The sequence below is a fragment of the Meiothermus sp. genome, from assembly GCF_025056915.1.
Taxonomy (GTDB): Bacteria; Deinococcota; Deinococci; order Deinococcales; family Thermaceae; genus Meiothermus.
In genome coordinates this window covers 1-21,429 of sequence record NZ_JANWVH010000053.1, presented here as the reverse complement: position 1 = coordinate 21,429, position 21,429 = coordinate 1, and the positions used below count along the sequence as shown (strand labels likewise).

Annotated in this window: 19 protein-coding genes; 16 read left to right on the top strand and 3 right to left on the bottom strand. The window is 61.7% G+C overall.

Translation table 11 applies throughout. The annotated features are described in order from the left end of the window. Positions 1 to 85: 85 nt before the first annotated feature. Positions 86 to 1,756 (bottom strand): 5'-nucleotidase C-terminal domain-containing protein, encoded by a 1,671-nt coding sequence (locus tag NZN28_RS09585; protein WP_295397633.1) that lies wholly within the window; start codon positions 1,754 to 1,756, stop codon positions 86 to 88. 307 nt (positions 1,757 to 2,063) lie between these two features. Between NZN28_RS09585 and NZN28_RS09580 the strand changes: the two genes are divergently transcribed. From NZN28_RS09580 to NZN28_RS09565, 4 genes are all read left to right on the top strand, one after another. Continuing rightward, on the top strand, positions 2,064 to 3,149 hold the full coding sequence (locus NZN28_RS09580; protein ID WP_295397631.1) for a sorbosone dehydrogenase family protein: 1,086 nt from the start codon (positions 2,064 to 2,066) through the stop codon (positions 3,147 to 3,149). Positions 3,150 to 3,370: 221 nt separating this feature from the next. Then, a complete protein-coding gene (locus NZN28_RS09575; protein ID WP_295397629.1) occupies positions 3,371 to 4,840 on the top strand; it encodes a PQQ-dependent sugar dehydrogenase in 1,470 nt (489 codons plus the stop codon). Positions 4,841 to 4,963: 123 nt separating this feature from the next. Next, on the top strand, positions 4,964 to 6,139 hold the full coding sequence (locus NZN28_RS09570; protein ID WP_295397627.1) for a sorbosone dehydrogenase family protein: 1,176 nt from the start codon (positions 4,964 to 4,966) through the stop codon (positions 6,137 to 6,139). A gap of 44 nt (positions 6,140 to 6,183) precedes the next feature. Further along, positions 6,184 to 7,287 (top strand): PQQ-dependent sugar dehydrogenase, encoded by a 1,104-nt coding sequence (locus NZN28_RS09565; RefSeq protein WP_295397625.1) that lies wholly within the window; start codon positions 6,184 to 6,186, stop codon positions 7,285 to 7,287. Between the two features lie 49 nt (positions 7,288 to 7,336). Here the strand turns inward: NZN28_RS09565 and NZN28_RS09560 are convergent, their stop codons facing one another. After that, positions 7,337 to 8,086 carry a hypothetical protein gene (locus NZN28_RS09560; protein WP_295397624.1) on the bottom strand — a complete coding sequence of 250 codons (750 nt, stop codon included), beginning with the start codon at positions 8,084 to 8,086 and terminating at the stop codon, positions 7,337 to 7,339. A gap of 501 nt (positions 8,087 to 8,587) precedes the next feature. Between NZN28_RS09560 and glnA the strand changes: the two genes are divergently transcribed. The 9 genes from glnA (at position 8,588) to NZN28_RS09515 (ending at position 17,389) form a co-directional block, all read left to right on the top strand. Beyond that, a complete protein-coding gene (gene glnA, locus NZN28_RS09555) occupies positions 8,588 to 9,949 on the top strand; it encodes a type I glutamate--ammonia ligase (RefSeq protein WP_295397622.1) in 1,362 nt (453 codons plus the stop codon). A 240-nt stretch (positions 9,950 to 10,189) separates the two neighbouring features. Continuing rightward, entirely contained in the window at positions 10,190 to 11,350 is a 1,161-nt protein-coding gene (locus NZN28_RS09550) for a branched-chain amino acid ABC transporter substrate-binding protein (protein WP_295397620.1), read from the top strand. Positions 11,351 to 11,850: 500 nt separating this feature from the next. Then, a complete protein-coding gene (locus NZN28_RS09545; protein WP_295397618.1) occupies positions 11,851 to 12,831 on the top strand; it encodes a branched-chain amino acid ABC transporter permease in 981 nt (326 codons plus the stop codon). Next, complete coding sequence (locus tag NZN28_RS09540; protein WP_295397616.1) at positions 12,828 to 14,288, top strand: branched-chain amino acid ABC transporter permease; 1,461 nt, start codon at positions 12,828 to 12,830, stop codon at positions 14,286 to 14,288. The genes NZN28_RS09545 and NZN28_RS09540 overlap by 4 nt, the downstream gene beginning before the upstream one ends. Next, a complete protein-coding gene (locus NZN28_RS09535; RefSeq protein WP_295397614.1) occupies positions 14,285 to 15,091 on the top strand; it encodes an ABC transporter ATP-binding protein in 807 nt (268 codons plus the stop codon). Before NZN28_RS09540 ends, NZN28_RS09535 begins: the two co-directional genes overlap by 4 nt. Then, the gene (locus NZN28_RS09530; protein WP_295397612.1) at positions 15,078 to 15,791 is read left to right on the top strand and encodes an ABC transporter ATP-binding protein; all 714 of its coding nucleotides are present in this window, start codon (positions 15,078 to 15,080) and stop codon (positions 15,789 to 15,791) included. The genes NZN28_RS09535 and NZN28_RS09530 overlap by 14 nt, the downstream gene beginning before the upstream one ends. 56 nt (positions 15,792 to 15,847) lie before the next feature. Next, positions 15,848 to 16,183 carry a cupin domain-containing protein gene (locus NZN28_RS09525; protein WP_295397610.1) on the top strand — a complete coding sequence of 112 codons (336 nt, stop codon included), beginning with the start codon at positions 15,848 to 15,850 and terminating at the stop codon, positions 16,181 to 16,183. Between the two features lie 81 nt (positions 16,184 to 16,264). Beyond that, positions 16,265 to 16,600, top strand: a complete 336-nt coding sequence (locus NZN28_RS09520; RefSeq protein ID WP_295397608.1) for a plastocyanin/azurin family copper-binding protein — start codon at positions 16,265 to 16,267, stop codon at positions 16,598 to 16,600. Positions 16,601 to 16,849: 249 nt separating this feature from the next. Then, positions 16,850 to 17,389, top strand: a complete 540-nt coding sequence (locus tag NZN28_RS09515; RefSeq protein WP_295397607.1) for a GNAT family N-acetyltransferase — start codon at positions 16,850 to 16,852, stop codon at positions 17,387 to 17,389. On the opposite strand, the gene NZN28_RS09510 is transcribed toward NZN28_RS09515, so the two are convergent. Beyond that, positions 17,386 to 17,772 (bottom strand): YkvA family protein, encoded by a 387-nt coding sequence (locus tag NZN28_RS09510; protein ID WP_295397606.1) that lies wholly within the window; start codon positions 17,770 to 17,772, stop codon positions 17,386 to 17,388. The genes NZN28_RS09515 and NZN28_RS09510 overlap by 4 nt on opposite strands. 336 nt (positions 17,773 to 18,108) lie before the next feature. Between NZN28_RS09510 and NZN28_RS09505 the strand changes: the two genes are divergently transcribed. The 3 genes from NZN28_RS09505 to NZN28_RS09495 all read left to right on the top strand — a co-directional run. Next, positions 18,109 to 19,653, top strand: a complete 1,545-nt coding sequence (locus NZN28_RS09505) for a glutathione ABC transporter substrate-binding protein (RefSeq protein WP_295397604.1) — start codon at positions 18,109 to 18,111, stop codon at positions 19,651 to 19,653. 157 nt (positions 19,654 to 19,810) lie between these two features. Then, a complete protein-coding gene (gene nikB, locus NZN28_RS09500; protein WP_295397602.1) occupies positions 19,811 to 20,731 on the top strand; it encodes a nickel ABC transporter permease in 921 nt (306 codons plus the stop codon). A 14-nt stretch (positions 20,732 to 20,745) separates the two neighbouring features. Further along, positions 20,746 to 21,429 (top strand): ABC transporter permease (locus NZN28_RS09495; protein WP_367275828.1); only part of this gene is annotated, 684 nt, incomplete at its 3' end.

Here is a 21,429-nt window from a genome sequence, read left to right as displayed (position 1 = left end):
CGGCACGTCTCTTTGTCCCTTCTCGTTTTCGGGGCGGCCAGGTCTGTGAAGGGCACGATAACTCAAGTCAAGCCATCTGCGCGGTCTACACCCCCACCCGGAGGAAGCTATCCACGTAGAACGGCCCTTCCCAGCGCTGGCCCCTGGGCTCGTTGAGAATGGTGATGCGGTTTTCCAGGCGGGGCTCCCAGGAGGGCTGGGTACGCAGGTACTCAATCAACACCTCGGCATCGCTGAAGCCAGTGTCTACCCGGAAGCCTTTGGCATCGCGGAACGAGACAAAACCATCGCCGCCTCCAGCCGTGAAGCTGTTGGTCACCACGCGGTAGGTGGCGTTGGGGTCGAGCGGTTGGAAACCGGTGGGGGTCTGAACCTGCACCTGGGTCACACGGCTGCCCGCCGGACGCGACATATCGAAGGTGTAGCGGATACCGGCCACCCCCGAAAGGAACCGGCCCGCAATCTGTTCCCACTGGGAAACCCCGTTTTCCAGGGCGGCCAGCACCTCGCTGCCTTTGAGCTCGAGCACCGTCAGGGTGTTTCCGAAGGGCAGCACCTCGTTGACCTGCCCCACCGTGATGTTGCCCGCCGGGATGCTGGCCCGGATGCCCCCCCCATTTTGCAGCGCGATGGTCGCACCTGCCTGACGGGTCTTCCAGAGCATGGCGTCGGCGATCAGGTTGGCCAGGTTGGTCTCGCGGCGGCGCACATCGTTGCGTTCGCCGTTGAGGGCCACCGCTGCTCTGGAGACCACCTGGGCCCGCAGCGCCGCAATGGGCAGCCCATAGGCAGTAATGGCATCCAGGGCGAAGCGGTCCTCGGGCAGGTTGGCGCTCATCGGGATCACCTGGCCCTGGTGGGCGACCAATTCACCCTGGGCATTGAAGGTAACCTGCAAGCGGCCCACCACCTTGGCCCACTCCCAGGCCTGCACGATCAGCACGTCCTTGTTTTCCGGGTTTTTGACGATGGTGGGATAGGCCCCACCCGGACGCAGTTCCGGGAACGGGGTCTGGCCCAGCAGGGTGTGGCTGTGGCCCCCCACAATCACCTGCACGCCGGTCACCCGGCGGGCGAGCTGCTGATCTTCCAGGTAGCCCAGGTGCGAAAGCACCACGATGTTCTTCACCCCGCGCGCCAGCAACTCCACCACGGCCTGTTGGGTCGCTTGAACCGGGTCGGTAAAGCGTACATTGGGGCCCGGGCTCGACAGAATAGAGGTTTCGGGGGTGGTCAGACCAATGATGCCCACCCGCTGGCCCCCCACGCTCACCACCGCGTAGGGTTTGATGCGCCCGGCCAGCTTGGGTTCCCTCGAGACATCGGTGTTGGCCGAAACCACCGGAAAGCGAACCCCATTCAAAAAGTTGGCCAGGCCATCGGGCCCCAGGTTGTACTCATGGTTGCCGGGGGTCATGGCCCGAATCCCCATGCGGTGCAGGAAGTAGCGGTCGGCCAGCCCCTGGTACTGGTTGAAGTACAAAGTGCCCTGGAACACGTCCCCCGCGTGCAGGAACAGGGGATTGGTGGCGGTGCCGCGCAGCCGGTCGAACAGGGATATAACCCGTGCGAATCCCCCCAAGCGCTGGTTTGGCTGCCCCCCCAGGGTCAGGCCGCCGGTGGGCTCGAGGCGGGCGTGGGTGTCGTTGATGTGGACGATGGTCATGGTGAAGTTGCCCGCACTCTGAGCCTTGCTCAGACCTGCCAGGGTAGCTCCGCCAACCAAACCTGCTTTGAGTACGTCTCTACGGCGCATGATTCCTCCTCTACTTCACTTCGACGTCATTCTATAACTGCCCAAGGTCAACCATCCATCAGGCTAAACTGACCGGGATTTCAAAAACCCTAGCTTGCGCCTTATATGCACTGCGATACAGCCATCTCAGAACACTTTGAGCGGTAGATTTCCGTTGTTGACCCATTTCGCACACAGATACGGAAGAGGGGCCCCTACTTCAGTTTTGGGCAACTTGACGTAGGTTTCAGCCTGCACTCAGAACTCAGATATAGCCTATTCGAGTAATTAGCTTCTGTTGACGCAAAAAAACCTTTCGGGAGAAGCCATGAGACCGCGTTTGATGCTTGCATTGCTAACGTTCGGCCTGGTCGGTTGTCAGAATCCTGACCTCCCCCCTGGCCCCCAGAGCTTTCGGGTCGAGGAAATCAAGAATGGCCTGGGCGGTGTGCCCTGGAGTATCCACTTCGCTCCCGATGGCCGGCTGTTGTTTACCAATCGAGACCTAAGCCAGATTCGTGTGAGCGCCCTGAACGTGAGTACCGGTGCCATAACCCATTACAACGGCACCTCAGCGGTTCGAGACGATGGCGAAGGCGGCATCCTGGGTATGGAACTCGACCCCAACTTCGCCAGCAACAACCGGGTCTATATTTGTTATTCGATCTCCAGCGGTGGCCCACGCAACCGCCTCTCGCGCTTCGAGATCTCCGGGAATTCCCTGACCAACGAACTGATTTTGCTGGACAATATGCGCGGCGCTTCCACCCACAACGGTTGCCGGGTGGTATGGGGCCCCGATGGCAAGCTTTACTTCTCGATGGGCGATGCTCAGGATCAGCCCGCCGCGCAAGATCCCTCAGCATTGGCGGGCAAAATTTTCCGCATAAACCCCGATGGCTCAATTCCCAGCGACAACCCCTTCCCAAACAGCCCCGTCTGGACACTGGGTCATCGCAACCCCCAGGGACTGGCCTTCCAGCCGGGCACGGGCCTCTTGTGGTCTACCGAGCACGGGCCGGACGTGAAGGATGAACTAAACGTCATCAAAAAGGGTAAAAACTACGGCTGGCCCAACTGCATGGGCACCGACCCCTGCCCCGGGGTAAACAACTACCAGCCTGCGATTAAGCACTTCACGGCCAGCGACACCATCGCCCCCAGCGACATGATGTTTTACACCGGCAATGTCTTTACCGCCTGGCGCAACCATCTATTCTTTGTCACCCTCAGAACCGGACGATTATATCGGCTGGTTGTGAATGGGGAGTCGGTCACACAGGAGGAGATTCTGATTGATACCAACAGCGGCCCCCATCCCGGTTTTGGCCGCTTGCGCGATATCGTCACCGGGCCAGATGGTTTGATTTATTTATCCACGGACTCGGGACGCATTTTGCGTTTGGTTCGGTAAAAATAATCTTTGTCCGAACCTATGCAACCAGATTCGAACCCGGCTTTTCTCCGAAGCCTTCGTCTGTAGCTGTTCAGGCAAAACAGGTAGGTGAACAGGCAAGAAAAGTCTTTACGCAGTTTGAAGGCTTTTTCAGAAAGCGCTCAGGCCAACCGCATAGCCTTTTAGACGTGAATCCCGAGCGAAAGGGGCCCCCGTCCGCTCCTGGTCAAGGAGGTTTTATGCGGTATCTAGTGGTCAGTTTGTTGTTGGCGCTGGCAAGTTGCCAGGACTCCAACCTCAATCCGCCCAACCCACCCTCCCCTACCCAGGCCCCACCCAACCCCGCTCAGTTCAGCGCCACCGCCACCTCCCCCACCAGCGTCAGCCTGAGCTGGTCGGCCTCGGAGGGGGCTACCCGTTATAGCCTCGAGCGCCGCACCGGCAACGGTAGTTATACAACCATCGGGGGCAGCAACCTCACAGCCACTTCCTACAACGATACCGGCCTCACGCCCAATACGGCCTACACCTACCGGGTCAAGGCCATCAACAACACCGGCAGCAGCAGCGGGGTCGAGCGCAGCGTCACCACCCCAGGCGCTTCTTCGGGCAGTGAGCCTCGAGTCCGCCTGGCTTCGGTAGTCTCGACGGGTCTGACCCAGCCGCTCTACCTGACCCACGCCCGGGATGGCAGCGGCGACCTGTACGTGGTGGAGAAGGCCGGGCGCATCCGCATAATCGAAGGCGGCACCCTGCGTTCTCAGCCTTTCCTGGACATCACCGGCAAGACCTCCAAGGGGGGCGAACAGGGCTTATTGGGCCTGGCCTTCCACCCCGACTACCGCAACAACGGCTTGTTCTACGTCAACTACACCAATAGTTCCGGCGATACCGTAATTGCCCGCTACTCCGCCAACCGCAGCAGCAAGGTCGCCGACCCCAGCTCCGAGCAGGTCGTGCTCAGCGTGGACCAGCCCTACGACAACCACAACGCCGGCTGGCTGGGCTTTGGCCCCGACGGGATGCTTTACATCCCCCTGGGCGATGGTGGCTCCGGGGGTGACCCAGAAAACTACGCCCAGCGCCTCGAGGCTCAGAGCGGGAACCGGCACCTGCTGGGCAAGGTGCTTCGCATAGATGTCAACGGTAGTGAACAGGGCCGCAACTACCGCATTCCTGCCGATAACCCCCGCCTGGGCGGGCGGGTCTCGGAAATCTGGGCCTATGGTCTGCGCAACCCCTGGCGCAGCAGCTTCGACCGTCAGACCGGCGACCTTTGGATAGGCGATGTAGGCCAGAACAGCCAGGAAGAAATCAGCCTGGGCACGGGCGGCGGCAAGGGCTTCAACTACGGCTGGAAGATTATGGAGGGCAACGCCTGCTACGACAACAGCATCGCCCCCGGCTGTAGCAGCAACAGCCTGACCCGACCCGTACATGCCTATGGGCGCGGCGATGGCTACTCGGTGACGGGCGGCTACGTGTACCGGGGCACCCGCTTCCCCCGCATGCAGGGCCGTTACTTCTTCACCGACTTTGGCACCGGCAACCTCTGGAGCCTGCGCCTGGTGAACGGCACCTGGACCCGCAAAACCGAGGTTGCTTCGGCAGGAAATGGCCTGGCCTCGTTTGGCGAGGACGAACAGGGTGAGCTCTATGTCATAAGCCTGTTTGGAGGACAAATCTGGCGACTGGAAGACCAGCCCTGATGGTTCCAGCGGTCTCTGTGCAGCGGTCATTCCCTTGCGTGAACTCAAGAACGTCAGAGCCGGTGTCTACCGGACAGGGGCTTTTTCCATGAGCCGTTCATGGACCACACCTACACTAGACCCATGCGCTGGCTTGCCCTGCTCCTGCTTTCCTGCTTTGCCCTGGCACAAAACACCCCCCACTTTCGGGTCGAGGAGGTAGCCCGCAACCTGGGAGTGCCCTGGAGCCTGAAGTTCGCCCCCGATGGGCGCCTGTTTTTGACCCAGCGCGACCGAACGACCATTGGGGTGAGTGCGCTGGATTTATCCACCGGGCGGATGACCACCTTCGAGGGCGAGGCGGCTGTGCGCAACGAAGGCGAGGCCGGGGTGATGGGCCTCGAGCTCGACCCCGATTTTGCCCGCAACCAGCGGCTCTATATCTGCTACTCCTACTGGAAGGACGGCGTTCAGAGTGAGAGCAACCGCCGCAACCGGCTCTCGAGCTTCATCCTTTCAGCGGGCCGCCTGACCCAGGAAAAAGTTTTGCTCGACGAGATGCTGGGCTGGTGGAACCACAATGGCTGCCGGGTGGTCTGGGGGCCCGACCACAAACTCTACGTTTCAATGGGCGACGCTGGCGATGCCCCCTCCAACATTCCGGGTGAGTTGGGCTTTGCCGCCAAAGCCCAGAGCCTGAAGCTGCTGGCAGGCAAAATATTCCGCATCAACCCCGATGGCAGCATTCCAACCGACAACCCCTTCTACACCCAGGCCAGCGGGGCCGCCCGGGCCATCTGGACCCTGGGCCATCGCAACCCCCAAGGGCTGGCCTTCCAGCCAGGCACAGGCCTCTTGTGGTCAACCGAGCACGGCCCCAACACCCGCGACGAACTCAATATCATCCGTAGAGGCCAGAACTATGGCTGGCCCCGATGCAGCGGAACCCAGCCTTTTGGCACCACATTGACCGTGCTTGCAGACAACCTCACCTTCAACTGTACCGGGGCCGATCTGCGCGAGAGCTACCAACCCGCGCTGCGCGAGTACGCAGGTGGCAACGAACCCACCATCGCCCCCAGCAATTTGATTTTTTACTCGGGCAAAGCCTTTCCCCAGTGGAGAGGAAATTTGCTCTTTGTGACCCTAAAAACCGGACGACTGTATCGGTTGGAACTCCGGGGGGAACAAATAGTCAACGAGGAAATCCTCATCAACAACCAGTACGGCCGCCTGCGTGACCTGGCAGAGGGGCCGGATGGTTTGATTTACATTTCTACCGACAATGGACGAATTTTAAGGCTAAAGCCCAACTTGTAGCCCACACACATCGGGCTCAGGCTGCGATTGGCTACACTCGAGCCATGCGAACAATGGTCTTTCTCACCCTGTGGGTGTTGGGTCTAGCCTCTGCCCAATCCATCAACTTGATACCTGTGGCCAACAACCTCAGCCGTCCACTGTTTCTGACCTATTCGCCAGACGAAACCGGACGGCTCTTTATTGTTGAGCAAGGCGGCACCATCCGCATTCTGCAAGATGGGCGGCTTCTTCCTGAGCCTTTCCTGGACGTGAGCAGCCTGGTTTCTTGCTGCGGGGAACGGGGCCTTTTGGGGCTGGCCTTCCACCCCAACTTTCGTCAGAACAACCTGTTCTTCATCAACTACACCAACCGCCAGGGCAACACCGTCGTGGCCCGCTACCGCGCCAATGGGAACCGGGCCGACGCAACCACGGCCCAGATTCTCCTGACCATCGAACAGCCCTACGCCAACCACAACGGGGGCATGATCGCCTTCGGCCCCGACGGAATGCTCTACATCGGGATGGGGGACGGGGGGGCCGGGGGCGATCCCATCAACGCCGGCCAGCGGCTCGACACCCTCCTGGGCAAGATTCTGCGCATAGACGTTAACCGCAGCGAAGGCAACCGGGCCTATGCGATTCCTTCCGACAACCCCACCTTAGCCGGGCGCAGGAGCGAAATCTGGTCGTATGGCTGGCGCAACCCCTGGCGCTTCAGCTTCGACCGCCAGACCGGCGATATGTGGATTGCCGATGTGGGGCAGAATGCCGTAGAGGAGGTACATTTCCAGTCTGCCAGTAGCAAGGGGGGCGAGAACTACGGCTGGCGCATCATGGAGGGCGACCGATGCTTCAATCCACCCCAAAACTGCAACCGCGAGGGGCTGGTTATGCCGGTGCTCACCTATACCCACGACCAGGGCCGCTCCATCACGGGGGGCTACCGGTACCGGGGTAGCGCCATGCCGGCCTTTCGCGGGGTCTACTTTTATGCCGATTACGTGAGTGGCCGTATCTGGGCCGCCACCCTGCAAGGAGACCGCTGGCAAAGCCGGGAAATCCTCAAGACCGACCTGAACATCAGCTCCTTTGGTGAGGATGCCGCCGGCGAGCTGTATGTGATTGATCACCGGGGCACGGTCTACCGCATGGCCCAGCGATAGGCAAAAAATGCCTCCCGAAAGGGAGGCTGACACTTTTAGCGAGCTTGCTTCAGGGCAGGTAGTTGCCCGGAGTGCCCAGGGTTTCGGGTTTTTCCGTCCACTCGCCAGCAATGCCCAGCTTCCAGGCCCCGGCAGTGCCACTGGGGTTGGCGTAGCCTCCGTACAGGCCCAGCCGCACCCCCCGCAGCACGGTGTAGTACAGGGAGGCGGTAATGTCGTAGCCCAGGCTCAGGCCAAAGGGATAGCGAAGCCCCCCCTCCAGATAGGCATTGAGGTCGCGGGTCAGCTCGAGCTTCAGCCCTGCATAGGCGTTGGCCGCGGCGTTCAAGGTAACGGTCGGCACAACCACCAGGCTAGCGTCCAGACCCGCACCCCCATACAGCACCGCCGCATCGGCCACGCGCTGCGTCAAAAAGATTTCGCCGCCTGCATCAAAGTCGAAGCTGAAAGGGCCGGGCAGGATAACCTGGTTCGAACCCAGCCGAAGGGCCCCTTCCACATAGCCTGTGCGCGATTCGTTGAGCTTGGCAACCCCCACCAACCCGGCGCGGCTGGCCAGAACAAACTGCCCGGCAAAAAAGCCTGGGCGCAGGCTGGCGCCGGCCACAATGTTCTCGGTCAGGTTGAGGGTGTAGTTCACTGCCGTGCCCCGGTAGCTGCGGTAGGGCGTGATGAACTGCCCACCCACCAGCCCCAAATCGGGCAGAAACTGCACGTTGCCGGTAATCGAAAAGCCGTCCGCCAGGGCGGCACCGCTGAGTCCCAGGGAAACCACTGCTGCTAGCCAGGTTTTTTTCATCTTTCCTCCCATAATCCACAACACAAACGGCCCAATGATAGTGGCTTCCCATACCCCTTGACTGAGACAGACCCCAAGTTTCCTTAATCTTCAAACACACCCCACCGAAACAGCTCGCTGGCTTTTGGAGTGCGATTTGTTGAATACTTTGTCACATATGCCCGTACAACCCCACCCGCACGGTGAGCGAAAAGCCTCGCCTGGACTTGCTCTGTCCCTCCTCTACCACTCAGGAGAGGCCAGGTGGGGTTGCGGGCCTGCCCTTCGCGCAACCAGCCGATGGGGGTCTTGTCCGTTACCTTCCCCATGCGGTCGGGAGGGGTTTCAGGGCTATCACCCTTTGGAGTCTGTGGGCGTGGATGGGTATCTTTGCAAGTGAGCATGGAGCATCTTTCGCAGTCGTTTTTCAGGCCTCGAGCTTGGATTTTCCAGACAGCAACCATGCGAAGACTAAATCCACATACCTGTCAAAAAATTTAGCCATCCCGGTATGCTGTACCCATGGCACGAACCAAGCAGGACATTCTGCAAGCGCTGCAAGAGCATCAGGTGCGTTTTTTGCGCCTTCAGTTCACCGATATTCTGGGCATCAACAAGGTTGTGGAACTGCCCGTCAATCAGTTCGAAAAAGCGCTGGACGGCGAAATTATGTTTGACGGCTCCTCTATCGAGGGCTTTGGTCGCACCGAGGTCGAGGAGTCGGACATGCTGCTGAAGCCGGACTACAACACCTTTGTTGTTTATCCAAATGAGCTCGAGCCCACCACCAAAGGCGCAGTGGCGCGCCTGATCTGCGACATCGCCTACCCCGACGGCAAGCCCTTTGAGGGCGATCCCCGCCAGGTGCTCAAGCGGCAGATTGAACGAGCCCAGAAAAAAGGTTTCGACAACCTGTACGTGGGCAGCGAGGTGGAGTTCTTTCTGTTCAACCGCAGCCTGGAGGGCAGCCCCACCACCCACACCTACGACCGGGCCGGTTACTTCGACCTCGCCCCCACCGACCGGGGCGAGGAAGCCCGGCGCGACATGGTGGACCTGCTGGTTCGGATGGGGCTTCCCCTCGAGGCCGCTCACCACGAGGGCGCGCCCGGCCAGCACGAGATTGACCTTAAGTACACCGACGCTCTGCAGGCCGCCGATCACCTGACCACCCTCAAGTTCGTGGTCAAGCGGGTGGCCATCAACCACGGCCTGCACGCCACCTTCATGCCCAAGCCCATCGCCGGCATCAACGGCTCGGGCCTGCACTTCCACCTCTCCCTCTTCAAGAACGGCGAGAACGCCTTCTTTGAGCCCAGGGGCCGGCTGGAAACCTGGCCGCACCAGCTTTCCAAAACGGCTCTACAGTTCATCGCGGGCCTCTTTGAACACGCCGAGGGCATGGCGGCCATCACCAATCCCCTGGTCAACTCCTACAAGCGCCTCACCCCCGGCTACGAGGCCCCCACCAGCGTGGCCTGGTCGGTCTCGCATCGCAGCGCCATGATTCGGGTGCCCAAGCGGCGGGGCAACAGCACCCGGGCCGAGTTTCGCTTTCCCGACCCCTCCTGCAACCCTTATCTGGCCCTGGCGGTAATTCTGGGGGCGGGCCTCGAGGGCATCGAGAGCAACCTCACACCCCCACCCCCCATCGAACGCGATGTGTATGAGCTTTCCGTACGCGACCGGCGCAAATACCGGGTCAGCGAAATGCCCGGCACCCTGCGGGAAGCGCTCGAGGCCCTGCAAAAAAACCGGGTTGTGCGGGCCGCCCTGGGCGAACAGGTTTACAAAGATTTTCTCAACGCCAAGCGGGTTGAGTGGAACTCGTACCGCATCGCAGTGCATCAGTGGGAGCTAGACCAGTATCTGGCCGAGTATTAACTTCCTTCCGCCTGCCGACCCCGCTCCAACTTTTGGTTGAGGGTAAGCTTCAACCGAACATAAGCCTCGCACAAGAGGGCTTTTATCCCCAGCAGTAGCGACCTAGGTTCGGTTCTTGATCGTGCCCCCAGAACGGCGGGCTGCTGCATGACCCCCTCCCACATTGACACACCGCCGTCTGGGTTAGGTAGAATAGGCCAGCCGTTCAAGGCTAATCGCGTGTTTCTAGGAGGAATCGGCATGAGAAAGCTTGCAATTGTAGCGCTGGGTGCTCTGGCCATTGGCGTGGCCACGGCTCAGTCCAACGTAATCAAGATCGCCTCGGTCTCCCCTCTTTCGGGGCCCCAGTCGGGCCTGGGCACGGCCATTCAGCAGGGCGCCCAGATGGCCATTGAAGACGCGCAGGCCCGCTTCCAGCAGCTTGGCTTCCAGCTCCAGTTCGCCCCCCAGGACGACCAGGCCACCCCGGATGTGGGCGTGGCAGTCGCCCGTCGTATCGTCAACGACCCCGACCTGCTGGGCATCGTGGGGCACCTTAACTCGGGCGTGGCCATTCCGGCTTCGGAGATTTACAAAGACACCAACCTGGTCATGGTCTCCCCCGCCAACACCAACCCCCGCGTCACCGACCGTGGCTACCTGAGCGTGAACCGCATCTGCGGGCGCGACGATGTGCAGGGCCCGGTAGGCGCGGAGTACGCGGTCAAGGTGCTCAAGCGCAGCCGCCTGTTTGTCATCCACGACAAAACCCCCTACGGCCAGGGCCTGGCCGAGGCCTTCGCCAACCGGGCCAAAGAGCTTGGTGCCAATGTGGTGGCCCTGGTCGGCACCGAGGAAGCCTCCAACTTCCAACCCCTGATTCTGCAGATGCGCGCCCAGCGCCCCGACCTGGTCTACTACGGCGGCATCTACGACAAGGGCGGCGTGCTCGTCAAGCAGATGCGCGAGCGTGGCATCACCGCGACCTTCATGGGCGGCGACGGTCTGGATGCCTCCGACCTGGTCAAGATTGCCGGCAGCGCCTCGAAGGGCGTGCTCTTCACCACCACCGCCGGCCCCATCAGCACCCTGCCCAAGGCCGCTGCTTTTGCCCAGCGCTATAAGGCCAAGTTCGGTAAAGACCCCGAGGCTTACGCCGTCTATGCTTTCGATGCGGCCAACGTGATTCTGACCGCCATTGAAGCCAGCATCAAGGCCAACAACGGTCGCAAGCCCACCCGCGAACAGGTGGCCCGCGCCGTGCGCGAGGTCAAGCTCGATGGCCTGACCGGACGCATCGAGTTTGACAGCAAGGGCGACCGCAAGCTCTCGGACTACTATGTGGTGGGCATGAAAGAAGCCAAGTACCCCGGCGAAGTGCTGCGGGTGATTCAGTTCGCGCCCCCGGCGGCTCGTCAGTAGCCAGCTCGGTGCCCCAGACTCCTGCACAAGCAGGAGTCTTTTTTTGTCTTGCCTGGGCTAAGGGCCTGCATACCAGGTGAAATGTCGCAGAAAAGCCCGTACAACCAAATCCGCACGGTGAGCGAATGTAAGTCCTCGCCTGGACTCACTCTGTTCCTCCCAGGGGAGGCCAGGTGGGGTGGCTGACCGGCCCTTCGCTCAACCAGCCGAGGGGTCTTGTCCGATACCTACCCCAACCTTCCCTAGGCGGTAGGGGGGGGCTTTAGGGCCACCGCTCTTTGCAATCTGTGGACGGGTATGGGTATCTTTTGTGTGCTCGAGCCCCTGCATCCTATCTCGCCGCACCAAACCACCTGAGGGTGGATTGCATGACCTATTTCGCCCCGTTGTCAGCCCATTACCCAACCGATATACTCTGACAGGCTAAAGCTAGGACAGAATGCACATTTCATGAGAAATCGGTGTGTGCGTTCTCGCAGTCGCAGTCTAGGAGGTCTTTCTTGACGGTTGCCGATCTGTTTGCGATTCTTCCCCAGACGTTGCTCGAGGGATTGTTGCTTGGGTTTGTGTACGCCATGGTCGCGCTGGGCTACACCATGGTTTACGGGGTGCTGGGGCTGATTAACTTTGCCCACTCCGAAGTTTTCATGATAGGAGCGGTCATTGGCCTCGAGGTCTTCCGCTTCTGGGGCAACCCGGAGGCCCCCGTGATCGCCAACCCCTTCGTCTTGCTGCTGGTGGCTCTGGTTTTTGCAGCCCTGGGGTCGGGCCTCATGGCAGTGCTGGTCGAGCGCTTCGCCTACCGCCCCCTGCGCAAGCGCGGCAGCAAAAACATCCTGGTGCCCATGATTACGGCCATCGGGGTCTCGTTTTTGCTGCAAGACCTGACGCGCATTTACGCGGCGCTGCGCCACAACGAGTTCAACATGCAGTACCGCACCTACGACGCCCTCAACGCGGTTCTCGAGCTTCCCTTGCAAACCACCCTCCAGATCAAAGGGCTTATCATCATCCTGGTCTCGGTGCTGATGCTGGTGGCGCTTACGTACCTGGTCAACCGCACCAAGCTGGGCAAGGCCATCCGCGCGGTATCCCAGGATATGCAGACCGCCGCCCTCATGGGCATCAACCCCGATACCATCATCTCCCGCACCTTCCTGATTGGCGGCTCGCTGGGCGGGGTCGCAGGGGTTTTGTTCGGCCTGCTGTACACCAACGTAACCCCCTACTCGGGGGTCTTGCCAGGGCTCAAGGCCTTTACCTCGGCGGTGCTGGGGGGCATTGGCAACATTCCGGGTGCAATGGTCGGGGGACTGGTGCTGGGTCAGCTCGAGACCCTCTCAGGTACGTACCTGCCCTTCCTGACCAACGGCAACTTCGGCACCGAGTACAAGGATGTTTTCGCTTTCCTGACCCTGGTGCTGCTGCTCCTGTTCAGGCCCCAGGGCTTGTTCGGGCAGAATGTGAGTGAGAAAGTATGAGCGCCCTCAATCGCTTTGCACTTCCCCTTTCCATTGGCCTCTCCGCCCTTTCTGCCCTGGGGGTGCTGCTCTCCTTGCTGGGGCAACCGCTGCTTCTTGGCGGTGGGCTGAACATCCTGCTCCTTCTGGCCGTGGCTTCGGTCATGGCGCTGCGACTGCCAACAAACTGGCGCTCGGGCCTGCTCGCGGTGCTGGCGCTGGCCCTGACCGTGTTGCTGCGGGTCAACACCGACGACAAAATCGCCTTTTACCTGCTGCTTGCGGTTCTGATTGGCTGTTTCCTGCTGCCCAACCTGACCCAGCTGGTTCGGGTAGCCCTGGGCGTGGCGATTTTGTTTATTGCTGTGCCCATCGCCGGGCTTTCCAACTCCTTCTTGTTCGAGCTGGGCATCCAGATTGGCATCTTTGCTGCTCTGGCCCTGGGGCTCAATGTGGTGGTGGGCCAGGCCGGTCTGCTCGACCTGGGGTTTGCCGCCTTTTTTGCCATCGGGGCCTACACCTGGGGCATTTTTGGCTCGCCGCAGGCCGCTCAGTTCATCGGCGGGTTCCCCGCGCAGGGGCTTCACGGCAACTACCTCTTCTTGTTCATGGCCCTGGCCATCATCACCGCAGCCATCACCGGGGTACTGATTGGCCTGCCCGCCCTGCGACTCAGGGGGGATTACCTGGCCATCGTGACCCTGGGGCTTGGGGAAGTGGTGCGGGTCTTTGCCAACAACCTCGACAAGCCCCTCAACATCACCAACGGCCCCCAGGGCATCACCCCGGTCAACCGGCCCGATGTAAACGTTCTGGCCGACTTCCTCAAGGCCATTGGGGCCGAGCGCATCTACGGCAGGCCCATTGACGACGCCATCGCTTATTCCTTCTTCTTCTACCTGCTGGTGCTGGTGGTCATTGGCATCGTAATCCTGGTCAATATCCGGCTGGCCAACTCCCGCTTTGGCCGGGCCTGGGTCGCCATCCGCGAGGATGAAATCGCCGCCAAGGCCATGGGGATTCCCCTGCTCCCCACCAAGCTGCTCGCCTTTGCGACGGGCGCGGCCTTCTCGGGGATTATGGGGGCGGTATTTGCGGCCAAGCAGACTTTTGTAAGCCCGGAGTCCTTCACCCTGCAAGCCTCGATTAACATTCTGGCCTTTGTGATTCTGGGTGGCATGGGCTCCATTGGCGGGGCAGTGGTCGGTGCGGCGGCGGTCACCGTGCTGAACCTGGGGATTCTCAAGGACTTCTCCGACCTGCTCAACACCTGGCGGCAGACCGGGGTCAACATCCTGGGCTACAACATGGCCAACCTGCCGCCCCAGCTCAACCCCGCCAAGTACGAACGCCTGGTGTTCGGTTTGATTCTGATTTTGATGATGATTTTCAGGCCCGAGGGGCTGATTCCTGAACAGCGCCACCGCACCGAGTTGCAGGAGGCCCGCCAGGAAGCCCAGGAAGGCGGTGGTAAATGAGCGAGCTGGCCCTGAATGTGCAAAACGCCACCAAGAAATTTGGTGGGCTGGTCGCGGTCAACGATGTGAGTCTGCAGGTGCGACCCAAGGAGATTTTTTCGGTGATCGGCCCCAACGGTGCTGGCAAGACCACCTTCTTCAACCTGCTCACCGGCATCTACAAGCCCGACACGGGTCGGGTGGTGTTTTTCGGCAAGGACATCACCGGCTACTCACCGGACAAGGTAGCCCGCACCGGCATTGGCCGCACGTTCCAGAACATTCGCCTCTTTAAGGCCATGACGGTGCTGGAAAACGTGCTGGTGGGGCACCACAGCCTGACCCGGCAGACCTACTTCGATGCCCTGTTGCACACCCCCCGGTTTCACGCCTCGGAGCGGAGGGCCAAGGAACGGGCCATGGAACTCTTGGCCTACATGAACCTGGACAAGCGGGCCGAGGAGCTGGCCTCGGGGCTTTCGTATGGGGAGCAGCGGCGGCTCGAGATTGCCCGCGCCATGGCCCTGGAACCCAAACTGCTGTTTCTGGACGAGCCAGCGGCGGGTATGAACGAGCAGGAAACCGAGGACCTCAAGGTGCGGGTACGCAAACTGCGCGACGAGCTGGGCCTGACCATCGTGCTGATTGAGCACGACATGGCCATGGTGATGAGCATCTCGGACCGGATTGCGGTGCTCGAGTACGGCTCCAAAATTGCCGAAGGGCTGCCCGCCGAGATTCGCAACAACCCCAAGGTGATTGAAGCCTACCTGGGCAAGGGCGCAGCAGGACAGGCCGGAGGGAGTACCCATGCCTCTGCTTGAAGTGAAGGATATCCACACCTACTACGGTCACATCCACGCCCTCAAGGGCGTCTCGCTCACGGTGGAGGAAGGTGAGATCGTCACCCTGATTGGCGCCAACGGCGCAGGCAAGAGCACCACCCTGCGCACCATCAGCGGCATGAACAAGCCCCGCAAAGGGGAGGTGGTGTATCAGGGCCAGCCCATTCACAAGATGCCCGCCGACAAGATTGTGGGGCTGGGCATCGGCCACGTGCCCGAGGGGCGGCGCATCTTCCCCCGCATGACGGTGGAGGAGAACCTCGAGATGGGGGGCTTTCTGATCAACAACCCCAAGGTTGTGCAGGAGCGAAAGGAGCAGGCTTTTACCCTGTTCCCCCGTCTGGCTGAACGGCGAAACCAAAAAGGCGGCACCCTCTCCGGCGGCGAGCAGCAGATGCTGGCCATTGGCCGGGCCCTGATGCAAGACCCTAAGCTCTTGCTGATGGACGAGCCTTCGATGGGCCTGGCCCCCGTGCTGGTGGATTTTATCTTCGAGATTATTCAAAAGCTCAACCAGCAGGGCAAAACCATTCTGTTGGTGGAGCAAAACGCCCGTCTGGCCCTGCAAATTGCCCACCGGGGCTACGTCTTGCAGACCGGCCACCTGACCATGAGCGGCCCGGCGCGGGAGCTGGCGGCCCGGCCCGAGATTCAGGAAGCTTATCTGGGCGGGCACTGAGCCATAGCCTCAAGCTAATAGCCGAAAGCAAAATCCAGGGTCAAAGGAATTCGGAAATGAAAGCCAAATTTGCCCACACGGCCAGCCTGCCTGGCCTCGAGGTGCCCGGCGCGGTGCTGCGTCCGTTTGCCGGCGAACAACTGATGCTGATGCGGGCCGAGGGCAAGGCCGGCTCGGCCCTGGCCGCTCATGCCCACCCCCACGAGCAAATTACCCTAGTAGTCTCGGGGCGGCTGCGGTTACGGATTGGGGCAGAATGGCTCGAGCTTGGCCCCGGCGACATCGCCCACGTGCCCTCCGGCGTGGAACACGAGGCCTTTTTTATTGAAGATTGCGTGGTCTTCGATGCCTTTCATCCGGTTCGGCAGGACTTGCTGGACAAACTCAAGTAAGGGTTAAGACCTCCGGGGGGCCCTGTCATGTTGCCGGATGGACAGTCCGGTACAGTACGTCCAGAGACAGGAGGTGCCATCATGCGCAAGTTTTTGTGGATGGGCCTGGGGGTTCTGATCGCGGCCTGCCAGGACTCGAGCCCCGGCACCGAGCTACCCACCTGCCCTCCCACCATCGGCATCGAAGGCCTTGCCTATAGCCCTTCGAGTTGCAAAATGGGCGTGGGGCAGCGTGTGTCCATCTCGGCCAGCACCGCCCACCCCCTGCGGGGTCTGGGAACGGGCAATCCCATCCCAGCCACCCCCACCACCGCCACCCAGAGCTACACCTTCAGCAAGGCAGGCACCTACGAGTACGAGTGCTCGGCCCACAGCGCGCAGGGTATGAAAGGCTCCATCACGGTGGTGGGCCCCTAGGGCACTCTTTAGAGCGCTCTTCACCTATCTACAGCCATTCGACTATCAGAAAGCTTTGTCCTGGACAGAACAGCGGCGGCCTGGAAACTCGAAAATATGCGTCTCGGCCCAGACGCAACGCAGACAAGCGTGCCTCATCTCGGTGAGGCACGTCTCTTTGTCCCTTCTCGTTTTCGTGGGCGGAGCCGTCTGTGAAGGGCGCGATATTTTGAAGAGCGCGGGGGGTTTCGGAGCCGGTACAATCGGCCCATGCAGGCCGAAGTGACCACCTATTACCTGGAGATGCGCGACCCCAGCGAGCTGCGCCCCAAGCGGGTGCAGATGGAGGGGTTTTTGGTCATGAAAGCTGAAATCCCCTGCGCCGAGCTACAGCACTTCCTCTACCGCAGCGTGGGGGGCAAATGGTACTGGTACGAAAAGGCCCACTGGAGCTACCGGCAGTGGTGGGAATACGCGCAAAACCCCCATCTGCACACGTGGGTGGCCTACCTGAGGGGCACCCCGGCGGGTTACTTCCAGCTCGAGGTGCAACCCGAGGGCAACGTCCAAATCGCCTATTTTGGCCTGCTCGAGCAGTTTGGCGGGATGGGGCTGGGAGGCCATCTGCTCACGTGTGCGCTCGAGGAGGCCTGGCGGCTGGGGGCCAGGAGGGTCTGGGTACACACCTGCTCGCTCGACCATCCCGCCGCCCTGGCCAACTACCAGGCTCGAGGCATGCAGCTCTACCACACCGAAACGGCCCTGACCGAGATACCCGACCAGACCCCCGGTCTCTGGGAGGGCGCCTAGGCCGGGTGCGGTTCGGTCTCGCCAAACCACTCGTTGGCTTTGAGGCGGGCCTGCTCCTTGACGGTGGGGGTGATGTAGGCCGCTACCGTGCTGACCGCTACCAACAAAACGCTCAAATCATCGGTAAAACCCACCAGCGGCGCCAGGTCGGCAACCACGTCGAAGGGCAGCAAGAAGTACACCAGGGCGCCCACAATGGTGCGCTTGGCCCAGGCGGGGGTCTCCGGGCGCTTCAGGGCGTAATAAAGCCAGAGCGCTTTTTCGACCACTTCGCGGCCCGCCTTTCGAGCAAACCGGCTCAACTTGCGCCAGAAGTCGGCGTCGCTGTACTGCTCGGTGGGGTTGATCTCGATTACTTCGATTTTTTGTATTTCGTTGGCCACGATTCGCCCTCCCGATTCGCCTTCATCTCGACGAACAAAAGAGCTTGCGCTCCACCCAGACCAATGGGTGTAACGCTATGGTAGCAGCTAACCCGCAAGCTGCATGAGGGAATGAAGGCGCCTGGCCTGAAGTGTAATCTGGACTTCAAGATTTGGGCCCTTTTTTTGCGTATTCTGACCCCACATAGCCAGAAGCTCCCCTGCATCCAGTGGTTGCTGGGGCTTCGCTAAGTGAAGCCAAACCCCGTCTGTGGGTTCTGGAGAGAGAGCCTTGCCTTCGCAAGCCATTCAGCCCGCCAGAACACCCCTCGGGGACAGCTACGAACGGAGGAGGATATGCGATTCAGACTGTTGGCCGCACTAGCCCTGGGGCTGGGCCTATCGGTGGGCCTGGCCCAGACCCGCACCCTGGTCATTGCCCAGGGCACCGACCCCACCTCGCTGGACGCACCGCTGGCCACCGACTCGCCCTCGGCCACGGTGGTCAACCACGTGGTTGAAACCCTTTTCAACTACACCCCGGAGGGCAAGATTGAGCCCCTGCTGGTCGAGCGCTACAGCTTCAGCAGCGACCGCAAGGTGCTCACCCTGACCCTCAGGAAGGGCATCAAGTTCCACGACGGCACCGAGCTCAACGCCGAGGCGGTAAAGTTCAACCTCGAGCGCCTGGTCTCTCAGGAGCTGGCCTCCTCCTTTGCCTTCCTGCTGCGGGGACGGGTCAGCGCCATCGAGACCCCCGACCCGCTCACCGTGCGGCTGCGCATGCCCGAGCCTTTTGCCCCGGTGCTGGCCCACCTCACCCATAGCTCCACCGGCATCCAGAGCCCCGCGGCCATCCGGCGGCTGGGCGCCGGCTACCGCGACAACCCCGTAGGCACCGGCCCCTACAAGTTCGACCGCTGGCAGAAGGGGCAGTTCGTGGAGCTGGTACGCAACGACGACTACTGGGGCAAAAAGCCCGCCATCGAACGGCTGCGCTTCCTGGCGGTGCCCGAAGCCACCACCCGCATGGCCCTGGTCGAGACCGGGCAGGCCCACGTAGCGGTGCGGGTTCCCCCCCAGGACGTTCAGCGCCTCAGCGCCCGCCCGGAAATTGACGTGGTAACCACCCCCAGCGTGCGCACCATCTTCCTCTACTTCAACCAGACCAAAAAGCCCTTCGACGATGTGCGGGTGCGCAAAGCCATCAACCACGCCATCAACAAAGAGGAGATCGTGCGGTTCGTGCTGGGCGGTTTTGGCCGGGCCTCCGACGCCCCCATCAGCCCGGGCATCTTTGGCTATACCAAAATAGGCAGCTACGACTACAACCCCGACCTGGCCCGCCAGCTCCTGGCCCAGGCCGGTTTCAACGCCCAGAACCCCCTGCGCTTCACCCTTTCCAGCCCCAATGGGCGCTACCTGCAGGACATTCGCGTGGCCGAGGCCATTCAGAGCCAGCTTCGCGCGGTAGGGGTGCAGGCCCAGATTCAGACCCTCGAGTGGGGCGCTTATCTGGCCGCCAGCAACCAGCCCCGCGAGCGCAACGAGTTCCAGGTGGCCATGCTGGGCTGGGGCACCGTGACCGGTGACGCCGACTACGGCCTGTTTGGGCTGTTCCACTCCTCGCAGCACGCCCCCAACGGCTTCAACCGGGGCTTCTACGCCAACCCCCGCCTCGACCGCATCCTCGAGCAGGCCCGGGTCGCCACCAACCCCCAGGCCCGCCAGCAGCTCTACCGCTCGGCCATGCAGATTATCTACAACGATGCGCCCTGGGTCTTCCTGCATGCCGAACAGCAGGTTACGGCCATCCGACGGGAAGTGCAGGGCTTTGTGGTACACCCCACTGAACGCCTGATTGCCTCGGGCGCCAGCTTCCGCACCTCGGCAGAGCGCTAAGCCTTGGCTCTGGCCCCGCCACCTTGCTGTGGCGGGGTTTTCTTGCAGCAGCGGGCCGTCTTGGGTAGGATGTCCTGCGCGGTATGAAACTTCGCTAGCAAGCCCACGGACGGCCTGGTGCAGAACCGGCCCCTCGAGCCTCGCCCAATACCCCTCCATGACCACCTACATCGCCCGCCGCCTGCTGACCGTTATCCCCACCTTGCTGGGGGTCTTGCTGGCCGTGTTTCTGATGGTTCGGCTGGCCCCCGGCGACCCTGCCCAGTTGCTGGCCGGGGAGTTCGCCACCCCCGAAACCCTGGCCGATATCCGCCAGCGCTTTGGCCTGGACCAGCCCTGGCATGTGCAGCTGGCGCTTTATGCCGCCAACGTAGCCCGGGGCGACCTCGGACAGTCGGTTCGCACCCGCAAGCCGGTCAGCTACGAGCTGAGCCAGTACTTCCCCAACACCCTGCGGCTCACCCTGGGGGCCATGCTAGTCGCACTTCTAATCGGGATTCCAGCCGGCATCCTGGCCGCCCTCCGGCCCGGCACCATCTTCGACTTGCTGGCCATGCTGGGGGCCCTGATTGGGGTCTCGATGCCGGTGTTCTGGTTTGGCCTGATGGCCATTCTGATTTTCTCGGTGCAGCTCGGCTGGTTTCCTGTGGCTGGGACGGGCACCCTGTGGCATCTGGTTCTGCCCGCCATCACCCTGGGCACCGGTACCGCCGCCATCCTGGCCCGCATGACCCGCAGCGCCATGCTGGAGGTGCTCTCGCAGGACTACATCCGCACCGCCCGGGCCAAGGGCCTGGCCGGGCGGGTGGTGGTGTTCAAGCATGCCCTGCGCAACGCCCTGATTCCGGTGGTCACCATCACCGGCTTGCAGTTTGGCGGCCTGCTGGAAGGCGCGGTCATCACCGAAACAGTGTTTGCCTGGCCCGGCATCGGGCAGCTATTGGTGGGTTCGATTCTGGCTCGAGACTACCCCGTGGTGCAGGGCGCGGTGCTCCTGATTGCGGTGGCGTTCATCTTGATTAATCTGGTGGTGGATCTGCTCTACGGGGCCATTGACCCCCGAATTCGCTACGACTGACCCGAGGTTCGAACGTGACCCAGCCCATGCAAACCACTCCAACGCCCGCCCGACGCGAGGTGCCCCGCTGGCGGCGGCGGCTCTTCCGCAGTCCGCTGGCCATCGCAGGATTGGTTTTTATCGGCGTTTTTGTGCTGGTAGCGGCTTTTGCCCCCTTCATCTCGCCCTATAGCCCGGTGGAGCAAAACCTGCGCGGTACCTATGTCCCCCCCATGCGGGTGGAGTTCCGGGGCCCCGAGGGCCAGCCCGGCCTCTGGGTGCGCGAGGTCAGCCGCACGCCCCTGGGCCAGATTGAGTTGGGCCAGGAGCTGTATCCTATTAAGTTCTTTGTGCGGGGCGAGCCCTGGGTCTGGTGGGGCGGGCTGTTGAGGAGCGACCTGCACCTTTTTGGGGTGGACGGCCCCATCAAGTTTTACCTGCTGGGGGCCGACGAACAGGGCCGCGATATTCTGAGCCGCCTGGCCCACGGAGCCTGGATCTCCCTCTCGATTGGCCTGATCGCGGTGGCCATTGGCCTGTCGGTGGGGGTGCCGGTGGGGCTGGTCTCGGGCTACTTTGCGGGTACCTTCGACCTGGTCGCACAGCGCGTGGTGGAGGTGATGCTCTCGTTTCCGGGCATCCTGCTGGCCATCGTGCTGGTGGCTACTTTGGGCACCGGCCTGACCAATGTGATGATTGCGGTGGGGATTGCCGCCATC

Excerpts from the sequence above, each read along its gene's own strand:
- NZN28_RS09585 (WP_295397633.1), bottom strand. The coding sequence starts at position 1,756 with ATGCGCCGTAGAGACGTACTCAAAGCAGGTTTGGTTGGCGGAGCTACC.
- NZN28_RS09580 (WP_295397631.1), top strand. The coding sequence starts at position 2,064 with ATGAGACCGCGTTTGATGCTTGCATTGCTAACGTTCGGCCTGGTCGGT.
- NZN28_RS09575 (WP_295397629.1), top strand. The coding sequence starts at position 3,371 with ATGCGGTATCTAGTGGTCAGTTTGTTGTTGGCGCTGGCAAGTTGCCAG.
- NZN28_RS09570 (WP_295397627.1), top strand. The coding sequence starts at position 4,964 with ATGCGCTGGCTTGCCCTGCTCCTGCTTTCCTGCTTTGCCCTGGCACAA.
- NZN28_RS09565 (WP_295397625.1), top strand. The coding sequence starts at position 6,184 with ATGCGAACAATGGTCTTTCTCACCCTGTGGGTGTTGGGTCTAGCCTCT.
- NZN28_RS09560 (WP_295397624.1), bottom strand. The coding sequence starts at position 8,086 with ATGAAAAAAACCTGGCTAGCAGCAGTGGTTTCCCTGGGACTCAGCGGT.
- glnA (WP_295397622.1), top strand. The coding sequence starts at position 8,588 with ATGGCACGAACCAAGCAGGACATTCTGCAAGCGCTGCAAGAGCATCAG.
- NZN28_RS09550 (WP_295397620.1), top strand. The coding sequence starts at position 10,190 with ATGAGAAAGCTTGCAATTGTAGCGCTGGGTGCTCTGGCCATTGGCGTG.
- NZN28_RS09540 (WP_295397616.1), top strand. The coding sequence starts at position 12,828 with ATGAGCGCCCTCAATCGCTTTGCACTTCCCCTTTCCATTGGCCTCTCC.
- NZN28_RS09535 (WP_295397614.1), top strand. The coding sequence starts at position 14,285 with ATGAGCGAGCTGGCCCTGAATGTGCAAAACGCCACCAAGAAATTTGGT.
- NZN28_RS09530 (WP_295397612.1), top strand. The coding sequence starts at position 15,078 with ATGCCTCTGCTTGAAGTGAAGGATATCCACACCTACTACGGTCACATC.
- NZN28_RS09525 (WP_295397610.1), top strand. The coding sequence starts at position 15,848 with ATGAAAGCCAAATTTGCCCACACGGCCAGCCTGCCTGGCCTCGAGGTG.
- NZN28_RS09520 (WP_295397608.1), top strand. The coding sequence starts at position 16,265 with ATGCGCAAGTTTTTGTGGATGGGCCTGGGGGTTCTGATCGCGGCCTGC.
- NZN28_RS09515 (WP_295397607.1), top strand. The coding sequence starts at position 16,850 with ATGCAGGCCGAAGTGACCACCTATTACCTGGAGATGCGCGACCCCAGC.
- NZN28_RS09505 (WP_295397604.1), top strand. The coding sequence starts at position 18,109 with ATGCGATTCAGACTGTTGGCCGCACTAGCCCTGGGGCTGGGCCTATCG.
- nikB (WP_295397602.1), top strand. The coding sequence starts at position 19,811 with ATGACCACCTACATCGCCCGCCGCCTGCTGACCGTTATCCCCACCTTG.